The following is a 16199-nucleotide window of genomic DNA, read 5'->3' on the forward strand; positions in this document are numbered from 1 at the left end:
TTAATGTCGGTACCAATAAATATTGATCCCTTGTACAGTGGAAGGAAATCACTGTGCAGGGGATTTTTCTTTGCAAGATTCCTTTTGCGATATGATAAAATAATACTTTAGTGAATTCGGAAGGGAGGGCAGCTCATGCAGAACATCGCTTTACTAGAGAAACAACGCTGTAATTTAATTTTGACGAATAAGGCGAAGGAGGCGGTAGAGGAATGCTCAGCAAATGAGCATGCCTTTTTTGCGTTACAAAAAACAATTACCGTTTATATTGAAAAAAGAAAAGCGAAAACCATTGGTGAAACGTTTTTATCCATTTATTTTAATGCGGAGCACAATGAGAAGTTAGATAGTGTACTGGCAGGAAAAACAGCGATTATGGATTGTGTACTAAAAGTGGAAGGATTATTAGCAACTAATATTCGTTTTGTACATATGCGTGGTCCAATAAGTACGAATCGTCGCTTACCAGCTGCATTGCAATTTGTCACAAAACCTAATAATGGCGCAGGTATCCCGCTTGACCTTCATTCGAAAATAAGAGAATTACCGATTGCTGAAGAACGCACCGAATATGTGAAAAAACGTATTGCAAGTTGGGAAGGCTATTTAAAAATCCAAGAACGGGATGCAACAATTGATGATATTCATACGGAATTTAAACAAAGCTACTTTAATGAAGACTTTTCACGTTTAACACTAGTATGTCCTTATGTAAAAGCAAAGGAATGGAAGCAACTCGAAGGTTTAAGTGTTAGCATCCAAGGTGTACGTGGTGAAATCGGACAAGTATTAAAATCGAATGCTGGCAAGCAAACGGTTGAAATTGATTTAAAGCCTTTTGCACAGGATCAGGCTCGTAAAGATCAGTTAAACTTGCGCTCAAAGCAAGCGAGCTTTAGTAATTTTGCAACACTAAGCCAAATACGACGCTTGCGCAATGGCTTTACGAAGCTAGAAAAGGGCGAAGCAGTGAATGCTAGCTTAGAGACGATATTATTTGAGAAACGCCCAACCGTCCGCACGGCCAAGCTGCGCGATGATATTGCGTTTCATAATAATTTAAATGAATATCAACGGAAAGCGGTAATCGGTGCCCTATCTGTTGAAGATTTGTATGTGATTCAAGGACCTCCAGGGACAGGAAAAACAACGGTAATTTCAGAAATTTGTCAGCAAAATGTTAAGGCAGGCTTGAAAACACTCGTTGCATCACAGTCAAACTTAGCTGTTGATAATGCATTGGGCAGGCTTCTCTCCAATCAAGAAATACGAATTTTGCGCTATGGCCGTACAGAAAGTATTGAAGAAGAGGGTAAAAAATTCATTGAGGAAAATGTTGCCCTACATTGGCGTGAGCAAACATTAGCTGCTGTTGAAGAAGAAATTATTGCATTTGCTGAGCGTGAGCAAGAGCTACAAGCAAGTATTGTAAAAGCAGTGGATGAGAAACAAAAGCTGGAAACATGGCTTGAGGAGTTAACAAAGGAAATAGCTGCTAAGGAGCAGGCCGTAATTGATGAACCCATTTTACAAAAAGAGATTCAATCGCTAAAAAAGGATTTGAAAACGGCAAAAGCAGAAAAAGAATCTAGTGAAGAGCAAAAAGAGCATTTTGAAAAACAGCTAGCACAATTAGAGTCCGCTATACAATCGCATGAACAAATTTTATCTGAATATGATTCGCTTGAACAGCTTCAACAAACGATTCAAGACAGCACCCATAATATAGAACAGTGGCAAGCGGCTATTCAATATAAAGAATTACTTGCAGAAAAGCAAGAGCTGACATCACAGTATCAAGATATTCAATTAAAATATGAACAAGAAAATAAGCGCTTGCTTTTAATGAAGGAAGGCCAACAATATATTGGTACGTTAACGTCTTTTGAACGTATTCAACGCTTTTTACAGCATTATCACATCCGTCCGACGCACATACTAGCTCAACAAATTGGACGATTAGAGCATTTAGAAGATGCGAAAGATTTAGAAGCATGGGCAACAATTAATTCCCGATTACAAAAAGCAATTGCAAAGCTTGAAGCACTGTTATCGTCAGAGGAGAAAGAGCGAGCGTTAGCTAAAAGTCGTCAACAGCCAGTACAGTCGTTCTCGCTACAAAATTTAACAGGTGTATTTGCGCAGCTGAATGAGTCGTTTCAAGAAGGGCAAACACCAACGAATGAACAATTGGAGAGCTATTTACTAGGGCTCTATATGCGGCGTGATTTTGTTTGGCAAAAAGGTATGGCGCTTCGACAACAACAGGACCATAAAGATCGTGAATTTGAGTCACTACGTAAAAACATTAGTAGTTTAATACATCAAGAATGTGCTATTACAAGCTTCGATGTTCAAAGTTTACAGCGGCAATTACAGCCATTTATTACACATACCGAACGTCTACAGCAACTCGCTGATACACTCAAAGCTGATGTGATGCCAGAGGAATCAGTGGAGCAGCTAAAAATGCTAGTATCTACTACACAATCCGCTCTACAAATAGCACGCCAACAGTTGCAGTCCGTTGAGCAAGCTAATACACAGCTTGCACCTAAGAAAGCGGCACAACAAACAGCACAGGCTAGCTTACATGAGGTGGAAGAACAGCTAGTGCAATTAGAAGAAAAAATTAAGACTATAAATGTAGAGGGACTAAAAAAGGAAAAACAACTTACTGCGTTAACAGCATTGTTACAATCTACGCCAGAGCGCACATATGAGGAAGTAAAGGATGCTATTCAAGTGACAAATGAAAGCTTAGAAGAGCTACATCGTAAAGAACAGCAGCTACCTCTACGAAAAAAATTACAAGAGCAATGGCGTGATAAGCTACAAAACGCAACCGAATATGATTTAGACGAAATTCGCAAATTATATGTGCGTCATGCCAATGTGATCGGAACAACATGTGTTGCTTCTGCAAGTAAGGAATTTATGGAAAACTATCCGACCTTTGATGTAGTTATTATCGATGAAGTATCTAAGGCGACACCTCCAGAGCTTTTATTACCAATGCTAAAGGGAAAGAAAGTTATTTTAGTTGGTGACCATCATCAGCTACCTCCACTTCTTGGTGATGATACGCTGGAGGAAACATTGAAGGGGATGTTAGAAGAAAATCCAAACTTTGATGGCGCGCAAGAGTTAAAAAGCTTGCTGCGTGAATCGTTATTCGAGCGCTTATTTAATAACCTACCGTCAACACATAAGCAAATGCTTGCATTGCAGTACCGTATGCATGAAAAAATCATGCACAGTATTACACCGTTTTACGCTAAGGAAGAGAACGGCTTGCAATGCGGTTTACCTGACTCTGATGCAGCACGTGACCACGGCTTAGAGGGACAATTCGTTAATCGAGATGACCATTTATTATGGATTGATATGCCAACTGAAAAACCATTTTTAGAGGAACAGGTGAAAGGTGGTACAAGTCGTTATAATGAGGGAGAATTACAAACTATTCGCCGAATTTTAACAGATTTAAACGCCTCTGTTATGGAAGCGAAAAAGGCAGGGCGCATACCACAGGATGTACAAAAAAGTGTAGGCGTTATTAGCTTCTATGGTGAGCAAGTGAAGAAAATTAATCGTCTACTGCAACAGGAATTACAGCTACCCCATCTGCAGTTTAGAACAGGAACAGTCGATAAGTTCCAGGGGATGGAGATGGATGTCATATTAGTTAGTATGGTACGTAATACACCAAAGGGAGGGGACATAGGCTTTGCGAAAGATTATCGCAGGTTAAATGTTGCGTTATCTCGTGCGCGTGAATTGTTAATGCTTGTTGGCAGTGCAGAGATGTTTGCAAAACGAGCTAAACATCAGGATACACGTGACATGTACAGCAACCTTTTAACGACAGTGAAATCCTACAACGGTTTACGTAACCATGAAGGACAGGTGATGTAGGGTGTTAAAATTACAACAACGTTTAATGAGGGAGTTACAGCAAAATCGCCATGTGAAAATCATGAATTCAACTGAATGGTGTATTCCGATTCGTACAATCGAAGTGACTTATGAGCCGATTCGTCGCTCAACGATGGATGTCTTGATGCAAATGCTATTAATTAGCATGCAGGAAGCGAATTTTCAAAATGTCCAGGAATTGAGTGAGCTATTATTAGTAGATCCACTGTTTATTGAGGATTTAGTTTCATTAATGTCTCGCGTGCGACTTATCGAACAATCAGATGGTTTCTATAGACTAACCTCTAAAGGAGAGCAACAACTGGCGCATGGCATTTTCGAGGAAGAGCTTGAGGTCGAAACGGCAATGCTCTTATTTAGTCCATGCCACCAAGCTATTCTCCCTGCCGTAGAAGAAGATATAGAGGAGTTCGATGAGTTGCCTGAGCCGTATCGTTATGTCGATAAAGAGGCAGAGCAGCAAGAGCATTTTGAAGAGGAAATGATGCTTGAAGCTTTACAGCAGGACGAGGAAGAAGAAGCGAGCTCCCAAAAAATCGTGGCAACAATTGTTACTGCAGATGCAAAACAAATTAATGATATTCCCTGTCTAGAATTCATTCTTTATAATAAGGAGCAAAATATTGTCTATGCCCGAGTGTGGAATACATTATTAAACCGATGGGATGAAATACTAGAACAGCAACTGACAGAAAAAGAGCAGCTACAATGGCGGGAACAATATTTATAAACGACAGAACGAGCGGTAAAGCAATGGTGAGCTTACCGCTAGTTTTTTTGTGCTTAAAAACGATTAGCTATGGAGAGGATTCCGCGGAGCAAGGGGTTGATTCCGCGAAGCGAGGGTGTGATTCCGCGAAGCGAGGGTGTGATTCCGCGAAGCAGGGGAGTGATTCCGCGGAGCAGGGATGTGATTCCGCGGAGCGGGAAGTGATTCCGCGAAGTGAGGAGCTGATTCCGCGAAACGAGGAGTTAATCCCGCGAAGCAGTGGTGTGATACCGCGGAGCAGGTGTGTGATTCCGCGGAGCAGTGGTATGATTCCGCGGAGCGAGGATGTGATTCCGCGGAGCGAGGATGTGATTCCGCGGAGCGAGGATGTGATTCCGCGAAGCAGGGGTGTGATACCGCGAAGCAGGGTGTGATTCCACGGAGCGAGGAGCTGATTCCGCGGAGCGAGGGTGTGATTCCGCGAAGCAGGAGTGTGATTCCGCGGAGCGAGGAGTGATTCCGCGGAGCGAGGGATGTGATTCCGCGAAGTGAGGTGTGATACCGCGGAGCAGGGATGTGATTCCGCGAAGCGAGGTGTGATTCCGAGGAGCGAGGGTATGATTCCGCGAAGCAGTGGTGTGATTCCGCGGAGCGAGGATGTGATTCCGCGAAGCAGGGGTGTGATTCCGCGAAGCAGGGGTGTGATTCCGCGAAGCAGAGGTGTGATTCCGCGAAGCAGGTGTGTGATTCCGCGGAGCAGGGATGTGATTCCGCGAAGTGAGGTGTGATACCGCGGAGCAGGGATGTGATTCCGCGAAGCGAGGGTGTGATTCCGCGGAGCGAGGGTATGATTCCGCGAAGCAGGGGTGTGATTCCGCGAAGCAGGGAGCTGATTCCGCGGAGCGAGGGTATGATTCCGCGGAGCGAGGAGTTGATTCCGCGGAGCGAGGGTGTGATTCCACGGAGCGAGGAGTTGATTCCGCGGAGCGAGGGTGTGATTCCGCGAAGCAGGAGTGTGATTCCGCGGAGCGAGGAGTTGATCCCGCGGAGCGAGGGTGTGATTCCGCGAATTGAGGAGTTGATTCCGCGGAGCGAGGATGTGATTCCGCGAAGCAGGGGTGTGATTCCGCGAAGCAGGGCGTTGATTCCGCGAAGCAGTGGTGTGATACCGCGGAGCATGTGTGTGATTCCGCGGAGCGAGGATGTGATACCGCGAAGCAGGGATGTAATTCCGCGGAGCGAGGGTGTGATTCCACGGAGCGAGGAGTTGATTCCGCGAAGCAGTGGTGTGATTCCGCGGAGCAGGGGAGTGATACCGCGAAGCAGGGAGCTGATTCCGCGAAGCAGTGGTGTGATTCCGCGGAGCGAGGATGTGATTCCGCGAAGCAGGGGTGTGATTCCGCGAAGCAGGGGTGTGATTCCGCGAAGCAGGGGTGTGATTCCGCGAAGCAGAGGTGTGATTCCGCGAAGCAGGAGTGTGATTCCGCGGAGCGAGGAGCTGATTCCGCGGAGCGAGGAGTCGATTCCGCGAAGTGAGGAGCTGATTCCGCGAAACGATGAGTTAATCCCGCGGAGCAGCTGAACTCAAATGTATAATCCCCAAATAGAAAAAAGAATCTGCTTTACGCCCGCACTGTACCAAGGGCGCTGAACAGATTCTTCTTTTACACGTTAACTGTTGCACTATGTTGCTATAACTCCATTATTTTTAAAAAACCTCAATATAATTTACATAAATCGAATGACCAATAATTAGTGATAAAACAACAATAATCGTAATAATAATTACATTTCGAGGTCTAAAGTCTTGAGCTTGCATTTTCTACCCCTCCTTCACGTTAAGTGCGAATATTATGACAATTTAATGACAATTCAATATATGTTAAGGGAATAAGAGTATGCAGTTTTAAAAGTACTTTTTATGTAAAAGAGATTTGCAAGCATAATAGTTCTACTAGCAAATTTAAATTTTATTAGATGAAAAATGCGAAAGCCGCAACCCTCGCTTATGCGTGGTGTTGCGGCTTAAATTATTGCATGGGAGAATTCAGAATTGTGTGAGTGACAGGCACTATTAATCTGGCACTTTTAATCGAGTTTTAATCCTTTTAGTGCTTCGGCTAATGCGTTGTTTACTGGTTCATCATTATCTTGTTGCTTTAAATATTTTTGAACGGAGCGTTTATCGACTTTACCGCCGCCTTCTTTTTTACGGCGTGCTTCAAATGCAGATAATTTTTCACGATGACCACATTTACATACAAAGATTTGGCCATCGCCTTCACCTCTAAGCTCAAGTTTTTTCTTACATTGAGGGCAGCGAGCGTTTGTTACACGGGATACGTTTTTACGGTGACCACATTCACGATCCTGACAAACAAGCATTTTGCCCTTTTTGCCGTTGACTTCAAGCATCGGTTTCCCACAGTCAGGACATGATTTAGTGGAAATATTATCATGCTTATATTTTTTATCGCTTGCCTTAATTTCTGAAACAATTTCCTTCGTGTAATTTTTCATTTCACTAATAAATACTTCTTTTTTCAGTTTCCCATTGGCAATCGCTTCAAGCTTTTGTTCCCATTCAGCTGTAAGGGTAGGAGATTTTAACTCTTCGGGAACTAAATCAAGCAATTGACGACCTTTTGAAGTGATGTAAATATCTTTAGCACCACGTTTTTCAATTAAAAACGAGTTAAAGAGCTTGTCGATTATATCAGCACGAGTTGCTACTGTGCCTAAACCACCTGTAGATTTTAACGTATCGGCTAATTTTTTATCGTTCGTCGCCATATATTTCGTTGGATTTTCCATCGCAGATAATAGTGTTGCCTCGTTAAAGCGTGCTGGTGGCTTCGTTTGGCCAGATGTTTGGGCAATCAGTTTAATCTGAAGTGTGTCACCCTTGTCGATGCGGGGAAGGATTTGTTCTTGCAAATCATCTGTTGTATCCTCATCGTCAAAGCGATTTTCATAGACTTCCTTCCAGCCAGCTGATAGGATTGTTTTCCCGCGCGCGACAAAGCTTTCATCAGCGATTTTTGCACGTAATGTCAACTGTTCATATTCGAAAGCAGGGAAAAGAACAGCTAAAAATCTTTTCACAACAAGGTCGTAAATTTTACGTTCCTTATCGGAGAATGCTGAGAAATTGACATAGCCTTCTGTCGGGATAATCGCATGGTGATCGGATACTTTACTATCATCAACAAATGCCTTCGACGTTTTAATTGGTTTATTTAAAAGCTTATTGGCAAGTGGACGATATTCACCAATACCACAAGCTTTTAAACGTTCTGGTATAGTTGCAACAATGTCTTGTGAAATATAGCGTGAGTCTGTACGTGGATACGTTAATACTTTGTGTTGCTCATATAATTTTTGCATAATATTCAGCGTTTCTTTTGCAGAATAGCCGAAAATTTTATTCGCATCACGTTGCAACTCTGTTAAATCATATAAACCTGGAGAGAACGTTTTCTTCGGTTTTTTTTCAATGTCTGTAACCATTGCATTGCTACTACCTAGTTTTTTTACAATAGCGTCAATTTTTTCTTTCTCAAAGCTACGGCTATTGCCTTTTGCATCTTGCCATGTCAGTTTTAAACGATCGTTAGTCTGTGCTTCAATACCATAATAAGTTTGAGCTTTAAAATGTTTGATTTCATCTTCGCGCGCCGCAATAATTGCCACAGTTGGTGTTTGTACACGACCACAGTTTAGCTGTGCATTAAAACGCGTTGTTAAAGCACGCGTAGCATTCAGTCCGATGTACCAGTCTGCTTCAGAACGAGCAACCGCAGAAGCATATAAATTATCATAGGCCTTGCCTGGCTTTAAGTTAGCAAATCCATCTTTTATGGCTTTGTCTGTCACAGAAGAAATCCATAAACGTTTAATTGGCTTATTTATCTTCACTTTATCAATAATCCAGCGTGCTACAAGCTCACCTTCACGTCCAGCATCAGTTGCCACAATGATTTCGCCTACATCCCCACGCGTTAGCTGGCTTTTAACCGCATTAAATTGTTTACCTGTTTGTTTAATAACAGTCAGTTTTAAGCGTTCAGGTAACATTGGTAAATCTTCTAAATTCCACGTTTTGTATTTAACGTCATAGCTTTCAGGGTCTGCTAATGTTACAAGGTGACCTAATGCCCATGTCACGATGTATTTATCCCCTTCAAGATAACCGTTTCCTTTTTTATTGCAATTCAATACACGCGCAATATCGCGAGCTACTGATGGTTTTTCAGCTATTACTACACTTTTAGCCATAACTAACATCCTTTCGTAAATCCTTGTTTTTACTATATCATAGAGCATTATTATTATGTTAAAGAAGAAATTAGCGGTGTATGAGGTTATGTTTCCTTTTATTCCGAATGTGCGTAACTCGAATTGGTTTAAAATGGAATATAGAGGAATGAATCAATTATAATTATATTACCAAATAAGCTGTAGGAGGTTAGAATATGGAAACAGTAAAAAAACCTAGATACATACTATTATGGATAAGTTTGTTTCTCATTTATATTTTTATTTTATTTATATATCAAATGTCCTTTAATGAAAGAACAACCATTATTTTCACAGTGATGTATGCGGTTTGTACAATATTAGTGTTGGTATTTGCACATGGACTTAAAAATAAGAAAAATCGTTATTTGTATACAGGTGCTATATTATCAATCTGCCTAAATTTTGTTGTTATAGTTGCTGGAATTATGTATTTTAATAATCTGAAACATGAAGACTTTCAACGAAAGCAGATTTTACTAACGGGTACCTCTAATGCTTATGAAGCTTTGAATCTTGATAGTAAAAAAATAATAGCTGTAGAGGTAGGCGAGTATACAAAACGTGATGGGTTCCCCTTCCAATATAAAGTGAAGATCACAACAAGCGAATCGGATCAACCCTTGTATTTTGAATGTAGTAATTATGAGTGCACAACCATGATAAGAGTGCCAGTCACCCAAAATATTCTGAATTTTAAAAGACAGCAGTAAACTCGAAATTTTCCGAGTTTACTGCTGTCTGAATAGCCTTTAGACAATAGAAGTACTTGATGATTTTCTAACGATAAGCTTTGGTTGAAGATTAATTTTGCGATATTCGCTTGGTCCGTTTCCTTCAACTCGTTCAATAACTAATTGTGTCCCCATATAACCAAAGTCATATGCGGGCTGTGAAGCTACTGTGAAGAAAGGATCTAAATTAGAATAGGGCTCTAAGTCGTCGAAGCAGACAACGGCAATATCTTCTGGCACTCGGATATTTTTGTTGCGCAGTGTTGTAATTGCGTTAATTGCTATAAAGTTATTAGCTGCGAAGATGGCAGTAGGTCGTTCTTCCTCAGGTAATAGCAGTAAACCATTGATAGTGTCCCATTCTTCTTCTTGTTTATAATGTGTTTGGATAACTAAATTTTTATTAAAAGCTAAATCATTCACTTTTAAAGTTTCTACATATGTTTGATAACGCTCTTTGGATGTAGAAATATCTAAAGGTGCATGAATGAGAGCGATCTTTTTATGTCCTCGATCAATTAAATGCTGCACTAACTCTCTTGTTCCCTCATGATTATTTCCCAACACCATATCGCAAGGAAAATCATCTATCATCCTATCAATTAATGTAAAGGGCACTTTGTTTTTCACAAGCTTTTTTAAGTTTTTTTTAGATTGATTCCCTGTTGGTGCGATAATAACGCCATCTACCATCTTGGAAATAAGAGCGTCTATATAGCCACTTTCTTTTTCTGGATCCTCGTCAGTATTACACAGCATAAGCTGATAGCCCATTTGATTCGCCTTGTCTGCTGCTCCTCTTGCAACCTTTGTGAAGAAGGGGTTTGTAATATCAGGAATAACTAATGAAAGAAGCTTCGTTTTTTTTATATTTAAACTTCTAGCAGCGGAGTTGGGGATATAGTTTAGTTCTTGAATGACAGCCTCTACTTTTTTTCTTGTTTTCTCGCTAATATTTCCCTTATTGTTAATGACTCTTGAAACAGTCATAGGAGAAACGTTAGCTTTTTTTGCAATATCATATATTGTTGTCACCTATCGTACCTACCTTACATTGTTAATTTTTTTGTATTATTCCTACTGCTGGCGCAACGATTCTACGCAAAAAATATCTCGAATGAAGATACATTTTATTTCAAACTAAAGTCATCGTGATTAGTCATAAGTTGTTGGATTATTTTTACATAATTAGTTCTAATATTATTGTACTTCTTCTAACTCTATACTTTCCAATAATTAAATCCAAGAGGGAAAGCGCTTCAATAGAGCCAAAAATAAAATAATACAATTCATTTTTCGTTTAAAGCTCCCCGATGTGCATCCACCATTTTTCTCAAGTCATTATAGCATGTGGTTTGAAAATCTACATCACCATCCATTTTTCTAACCTACTCATATCAAAAATTTTTTAACATTTGTGCTTGGTAAATGAAACGTTCAAACATGTCTATGCATCTAATGAATTGCGTTCATTTTCACGATTCTACTCTACTAAGTGTGTAATATTCTTAGAAATACCATCTATTTACCTTGGTTTTGAATTTTGATTATTTTCAGAAATTAGTATTGACATGTAATTTTACGTTTGTTACTTTTGTGTTATCGGTAACATAAAAGTTAACAAAGGTGGTGTCGAATATAATAATTGATTCACATCAACATTTTTGGAAGTTATCAAGGAATGATTATAAATGGTTAACCAAAGATTTACCAGAGCTTTATCGGGATTTTATGCCTAATGATTTATATCCAATTTTAAACGAACATCAAATTGATAAAACAATCGTAGTCCAAGCTGCACCAACAATCAATGAAACATTATTTTTATTAAATTTGTTTGAAGAGCATGAATGGATTGCAGGAGTAGTCGGCTGGTTAGATTTAACGGAAATAAACTTTAAGCAACATTTAGAGGAGCTACACCAACATCATGGTTTTGTAGGTGTGCGACCTATGTTACAAGATTTGGATGAAGATGATTGGATTTTAAGAAAAGATGTATTAAAGAACATTGAACTGCTAGTACAGTATGATGTTCCGCTCGATCTTTTAATAAAGCCAAGGCATTTTCCTTACATACTAAAATTATTAAAAATGTTTCCTCAATTAAGAGTAGTAGTAAACCATATTGCAAAGCCAAATATTGCAAAACAACAGCTAGAAGGTTGGAAAGAGGAAATAGGACAAATTGCAATGTACCCGAATGTGATGTGTAAAATTTCAGGTTTAGTGACAGAAGCAACGCATAAAAATTGGACAATTGAAGAATTTCAGCCCTATATCAACCATGTTGTAAATGTATTTGGGACGAATCGCGTGATGTTTGGCAGTGACTGGCCTGTTTGTCAGTTAGCAGGTACATACAACGATGTACTGACAATTTTGATGGAAAACTTACCTACAAACATACTTGGAAAAGATTTAGAAAACATATTTGGAGAAAATGCAAAGCGTTTTTATAAATTATAAGAGGGAGGGCGAAGGAATGGCAGAAATGGCGTATCAACAAGGGATAACTTGCATTGTAATGGATGAAAAGGACAATGTAACAACCCTTTTAACAGATGTGAAAAAAGGCGAAAGTGTATTTTACACAATAGGCAACCAAGCTTATGAAGTAACATTGCGACAAGATGTTAGCTTTGGTCATAAAGTTGCGATTGCGCCTATTAATAAGGCAGAGGAAATTGTGAAATACGGTGAAGTAATAGGAGCGGCATCAATTGCCATTTTGCCAGGTGATCACGTGCATGTTCACAATATCGAAGGCATACGTGGACGTGGAGATAAACATGTGGGAGGTGCGCAACAATGACAGTTATTAAGGGCTATCGAAGAGACAATGGAAAAATTGGTATTCGAAATCATCTTTTAATTTTACCAACAGTGGTGTGTGCAAATCAGGTTACTTCGAGAATTCAACAACAAGTTCCAGGGGCAGTCGCTATACCTCACCAACATGGGTGTAGCCAAGTTGGCGCTGATAAAGAGAGAACACATAAAGTATTAGTTGGAATGGGAAAAAATCCGAATGTCGGTGCTGTATTAATTGTTAGTCTTGGTTGTGAAGTCATTAATGCTCAGGACATCAAGCAAGAAATTGAAGCAACGGGTAAGCCTGTTGTTTGGATAGACATTCAAAATGAAGGTGGCTCCGTTAAAACAATTCAAAAAGGTGTGGAAGTGGCACAGGAGCTTCTGAAAAAAATAGAAGATATACCGTTAATAGATATTCCACTTTCAGAGCTAATTGTTGGTGTGAAATGTGGCGGTTCTGACGCAACGTCAGGATTATGTAGTAACCCTGCACTTGGCAGAGCAGCTGATACTATTTTGAATGCTGGTGGCACTATCGTCATGGGTGAGACTACAGAAATCATAGGTGCTGAGCATCTAGTTGCTGCAAAGGCAATTAATCATGATGTACAACAAAAATTATATAAGTGTGTTGAGCAATTTGAACTCGAAGTTGAACGGATGGGTGTCGATATGCGTGGAGGAAACCCTAGTCCAGGTAATATTGCAGGTGGCTTATCAACAATTGAGGAAAAGTCATTAGGTTGTATTAGTAAAGCGGGAACAGCCGAGCTTCAAGGGGTTGTAGACTTCGCAGAAGAAATTCCAGGCACAGGCTATTATTTCATGGATTCGCCAGGGAATGATATCGAATGTGTGACAGGTATGGCAGCGGCGGGAGTTCATGTTGTTTGCTTTACAACTGGAAGAGGGACACCGACAGGAAATCCAATTATCCCTGTTATTAAAATAACAGGTAACGAAATGACTGGCAGACGAATGGCAGACAATATCGATGTAGACGTTAGCCCTGTTTTACAAGGTAAAGAAACGTTGGACGAATCAGGTGAACGCATTTTTGAATCGATTGTCAATGTAGCAAAAGGCCAGGAAACGAAAGCCGAGATTTTAGGCCATCAAGAATTTAGCATTAGCAGAATTGGTATTAGTCTATAAACAGTAAAGTTGGGAGAATAAATATGAAAAAACTTGAAAATCGTGTTGCCCTAGTAACAGGAGGGAGTAGGGGGATAGGGGCTGCTATTGCAGAAAGATTAGCAGAAGAAGGAGCCCACGTTGCCATTAACTATACATCTCAAAGTTCACTAGAAAAGGCCGAAATGTTAAAGGAACAAATAGAGAAACGATTCCATGTCAGAGCGATGGTAGTGAAAGCGAATGTAGGTATTAAACAAGAAGTCGATCACATGATTGATGAGGTAGAGAGCACACTTGGCCATGTAGATATATTAGTGAACAACGCTGGTATTGCGCCATTTGAGTCTTTTATGAAGTTAACAGAAGAAACTTGGGATAACACGTATCAAACAAATGTAAAATCCATTTTCTTAACTTCCCAAAGAGTAGCTAAAAAAATGATTGAAAAACGTTACGGTAAAATCATTAATATTACATCTACGGCAAGTCTGCTTGTGACAAGCCCAGTTATTCCACATTATATTTCTTCAAAAGCGGCGGCGAGTCATTTAACTAAAGCTTTAGCGATTGAATTAGGCAAATATAATATTAATATTAATGCCGTTGGTCCAAGTACAGTAGCTACAGATATGTGCCAGGAATATCTTGAAGATCCAAGTATTTTAGAAAAAGAAATTCAAGCGAATCCAATGAAAAGACTAGGTACTGAAAAACAAATTGCTGATGCCGTTGTATTTTTAGCTTCGGAGGAAGCGATGCAAATAAACGGACATTTACTAATGGTAGATGGCGGGCTTACTGTGAAAGCCGCACAGCCAGAAGATCATTTAGAACAAGAAAGGGAATTGCTGCTATGAGATTACAAGGTAAAGTAGCACTCATTACTGGTGGTGGTAGTGGTATTGGTCGTTCTACAGCCCTGCTGTTTGCAGCAGAAGGAGCCCACGTTATCATCAACGATGTTCATAAGGAAAATGGTGAAGGTACTGTAAAGGATATTCAACATAACGGAGGAAGCGCAACATTTCATCATGCAGATGTAACGAATCCTGAAGCTGTAAAAGAGATGGCTGAACAGATTACAAAGCAGTTCGAAAAAATTGATATCCTTTTTAATAATGTGGGCATCAGTAATGTTGGACGTATAGATGAGGTTGAGCCAGACGTATGGGATAAAGTAATGAGCGTAAATGTAAAGGGCGTTTATTTGCCAACCAAATACATTGTCCCTTACATGATGGAGCAGAAGAGCGGGTGCATCATTAATATGTCTTCATGCGCTGCAGAAATGGGCTTAAAGCAACGTGCTTTATATTCAGCAACAAAAGGAGCTATTTTATCGTTAACTAAGGCGATGCAAGTAGATTATGCGCCTTACAATATTCGAGTAAATGCTTTATTGCCAGGAACGATTTTTACACCATTTGTAGAAAATTATTTAAAGAATGCATATGACAATCCACAAGCTGCCATTGCAAGTATTAAAACAAGACAGCTAAGTGGTGAATTAGGCAAACCTGAAGATGTTGCGAAAGCTGCCTTATTTTTAGCATCTGATGAGTCCAGTTTTATGATGGGCTCGCCGCTTTACATAGATGGTGGCGTTGTTTTTGGGAAAAATGCTTAATATTACGAAATGACGTGAGGAATGACTATGAAACTATTAACATTTGAAAAACAGGGCGACTATCAATTAGGCGTTCAAACGAAGCAAGGCATTATCGATATAGCAGCATCGATGGACAAAAATTCGAATTTTAATAACTTACCCGATTTAGCGTCTCTATTTTCTTGTAATAAAAAAGAGATAGCAAAGCTGCAAAATTTTATTCAGGCAATAGAAGTAGAAGAAAGTGCAGTATTTATAGAGGACAGTCAAATCAGCTGGGGACCATGCGTTACAAAACCTCATAAAATTATTTGCGTTGGTTTAAATTACCGTAAACATGCAGATGAAACGAATGCACCATATCCAGAAGTGCCTATTTTATTTAATAAATTTGATAATACATTAACTGGCCATCAAAGTGCTATTCCAATTCCAACTGTAACAAAGCAACTTGATTATGAGGTAGAGCTTGGCATTGTTATTGGTGAAAAGATAAAAAATGTAAAAGAAGAAAATGCATTAGATCATGTTTTTGGTTATTGCACTGTCAATGATCTATCGGCACGCGATTTGCAAATGAAAACACAACAATGGTTGTTAGGAAAAACGTGCGATAAGTTCAGTCCTGTTGGTCCTTACTTAGTGACGGCAGATGAGATAGAGAACCCTAATAATTTGGCATTAAAAACATATGTAAATGGAGATATAAGACAAAACTCAAATACAGCGGATATGATTTTCAATTGTGCTGAAATTATTAGCTATATTTCTCAACATATGACATTAGAGCCTGGAGATCTTATTTTAACAGGTACACCTGAAGGCGTAGTGTTCGGATATCCTGCAGAGCAGCAAATGTATATTCAACAAGGGGATGAAGTAACTGTAGAAATCGAGAAATTAGGTTCTCTGACAAATTACTTTGTAGCAGAAGATTAAAGAAATGAGTGTGAAT

The 16199-nt window shown here is 39.7% G+C and carries 11 protein-coding genes; 9 read left to right on the plus strand and 2 right to left on the minus strand.

Translation table 11 applies throughout. The features are described 5' to 3' along the window. Nucleotides 1-135: 135 nt before the first annotated feature. Together FH508_RS02000 and FH508_RS02005 are read left to right on the plus strand one after the other, a co-directional pair. Nucleotides 136-3918 (plus strand): DEAD/DEAH box helicase, encoded by a 3783-nt coding sequence (locus tag FH508_RS02000; protein ID WP_173478720.1) that lies wholly within the window; start codon nucleotides 136-138, stop codon nucleotides 3916-3918. A gap of 1 nt (nucleotide 3919) precedes the next feature. After that, complete coding sequence (locus tag FH508_RS02005; protein WP_173478719.1) at nucleotides 3920-4669, plus strand: hypothetical protein; 750 nt, start codon at nucleotides 3920-3922, stop codon at nucleotides 4667-4669. Between the two features lie 2067 nt (nucleotides 4670-6736). Here the strand turns inward: FH508_RS02005 and FH508_RS02010 are convergent. Beyond that, nucleotides 6737-8926, minus strand: coding sequence for a DNA topoisomerase III (locus tag FH508_RS02010; RefSeq protein ID WP_173478718.1), 2190 nt, complete (start codon nucleotides 8924-8926; stop codon nucleotides 6737-6739). 197 nt (nucleotides 8927-9123) lie between these two features. Here FH508_RS02010 and FH508_RS02015 point away from each other — a divergent pair, with 197 nt between their 5' ends. After that, on the plus strand, nucleotides 9124-9660 hold the full coding sequence (locus FH508_RS02015; RefSeq protein ID WP_173478717.1) for a hypothetical protein: 537 nt from the start codon (nucleotides 9124-9126) through the stop codon (nucleotides 9658-9660). A 39-nt stretch (nucleotides 9661-9699) separates the two neighbouring features. On the opposite strand, the gene FH508_RS02020 is transcribed toward FH508_RS02015, so the two are convergent. Next, on the minus strand, nucleotides 9700-10716 hold the full coding sequence (locus tag FH508_RS02020; RefSeq protein WP_173478716.1) for a LacI family DNA-binding transcriptional regulator: 1017 nt from the start codon (nucleotides 10714-10716) through the stop codon (nucleotides 9700-9702). A gap of 594 nt (nucleotides 10717-11310) precedes the next feature. On the opposite strand from FH508_RS02020, the gene FH508_RS02025 reads away from it, so the two are divergent. Genes FH508_RS02025 through FH508_RS02050 form a run of 6 tightly spaced genes read left to right on the plus strand, consistent with a single transcriptional unit; the run spans nucleotide 11311 to nucleotide 16183 of the window. Further along, complete coding sequence (locus FH508_RS02025) at nucleotides 11311-12150, plus strand: amidohydrolase family protein (RefSeq protein WP_173478715.1); 840 nt, start codon at nucleotides 11311-11313, stop codon at nucleotides 12148-12150. 16 nt (nucleotides 12151-12166) lie between these two features. Then, the gene (locus tag FH508_RS02030) at nucleotides 12167-12496 is read left to right on the plus strand and encodes a UxaA family hydrolase (protein WP_173478714.1); all 330 of its coding nucleotides are present in this window, start codon (nucleotides 12167-12169) and stop codon (nucleotides 12494-12496) included. Continuing rightward, complete coding sequence (locus FH508_RS02035) at nucleotides 12493-13653, plus strand: UxaA family hydrolase (RefSeq protein ID WP_173478713.1); 1161 nt, start codon at nucleotides 12493-12495, stop codon at nucleotides 13651-13653. The genes FH508_RS02030 and FH508_RS02035 overlap by 4 nt, the downstream gene beginning before the upstream one ends. Before the next feature lie 23 nt (nucleotides 13654-13676). Further along, on the plus strand, nucleotides 13677-14492 hold the full coding sequence (locus FH508_RS02040) for an SDR family NAD(P)-dependent oxidoreductase (RefSeq protein WP_173478712.1): 816 nt from the start codon (nucleotides 13677-13679) through the stop codon (nucleotides 14490-14492). Continuing rightward, nucleotides 14489-15262, plus strand: a complete 774-nt coding sequence (locus tag FH508_RS02045) for an SDR family NAD(P)-dependent oxidoreductase (protein WP_173478711.1) — start codon at nucleotides 14489-14491, stop codon at nucleotides 15260-15262. Before FH508_RS02040 ends, FH508_RS02045 begins: the two co-directional genes overlap by 4 nt. 27 nt (nucleotides 15263-15289) lie before the next feature. Then, nucleotides 15290-16183 (plus strand): fumarylacetoacetate hydrolase family protein, encoded by an 894-nt coding sequence (locus FH508_RS02050; protein ID WP_173478710.1) that lies wholly within the window; start codon nucleotides 15290-15292, stop codon nucleotides 16181-16183. Nucleotides 16184-16199: the final 16 nt, after the last annotated feature.

Source organism: Lysinibacillus sp. CD3-6, assembly GCF_006351725.2.
Lineage (GTDB): Bacteria > Bacillota > Bacilli > Bacillales_A > Planococcaceae > Lysinibacillus.

Excerpts from the sequence above, each read along its gene's own strand:
- FH508_RS02000 (WP_173478720.1), top strand. The coding sequence starts at position 136 with ATGCAGAACATCGCTTTACTAGAGAAACAACGCTGTAATTTAATTTTG.
- FH508_RS02050 (WP_173478710.1), top strand. The coding sequence starts at position 15,290 with ATGAAACTATTAACATTTGAAAAACAGGGCGACTATCAATTAGGCGTT.
- FH508_RS02030 (WP_173478714.1), top strand. The coding sequence starts at position 12,167 with ATGGCAGAAATGGCGTATCAACAAGGGATAACTTGCATTGTAATGGAT.
- FH508_RS02010 (WP_173478718.1), bottom strand. The coding sequence starts at position 8,926 with ATGGCTAAAAGTGTAGTAATAGCTGAAAAACCATCAGTAGCTCGCGAT.
- FH508_RS02035 (WP_173478713.1), top strand. The coding sequence starts at position 12,493 with ATGACAGTTATTAAGGGCTATCGAAGAGACAATGGAAAAATTGGTATT.
- FH508_RS02045 (WP_173478711.1), top strand. The coding sequence starts at position 14,489 with ATGAGATTACAAGGTAAAGTAGCACTCATTACTGGTGGTGGTAGTGGT.
- FH508_RS02040 (WP_173478712.1), top strand. The coding sequence starts at position 13,677 with ATGAAAAAACTTGAAAATCGTGTTGCCCTAGTAACAGGAGGGAGTAGG.
- FH508_RS02015 (WP_173478717.1), top strand. The coding sequence starts at position 9,124 with ATGGAAACAGTAAAAAAACCTAGATACATACTATTATGGATAAGTTTG.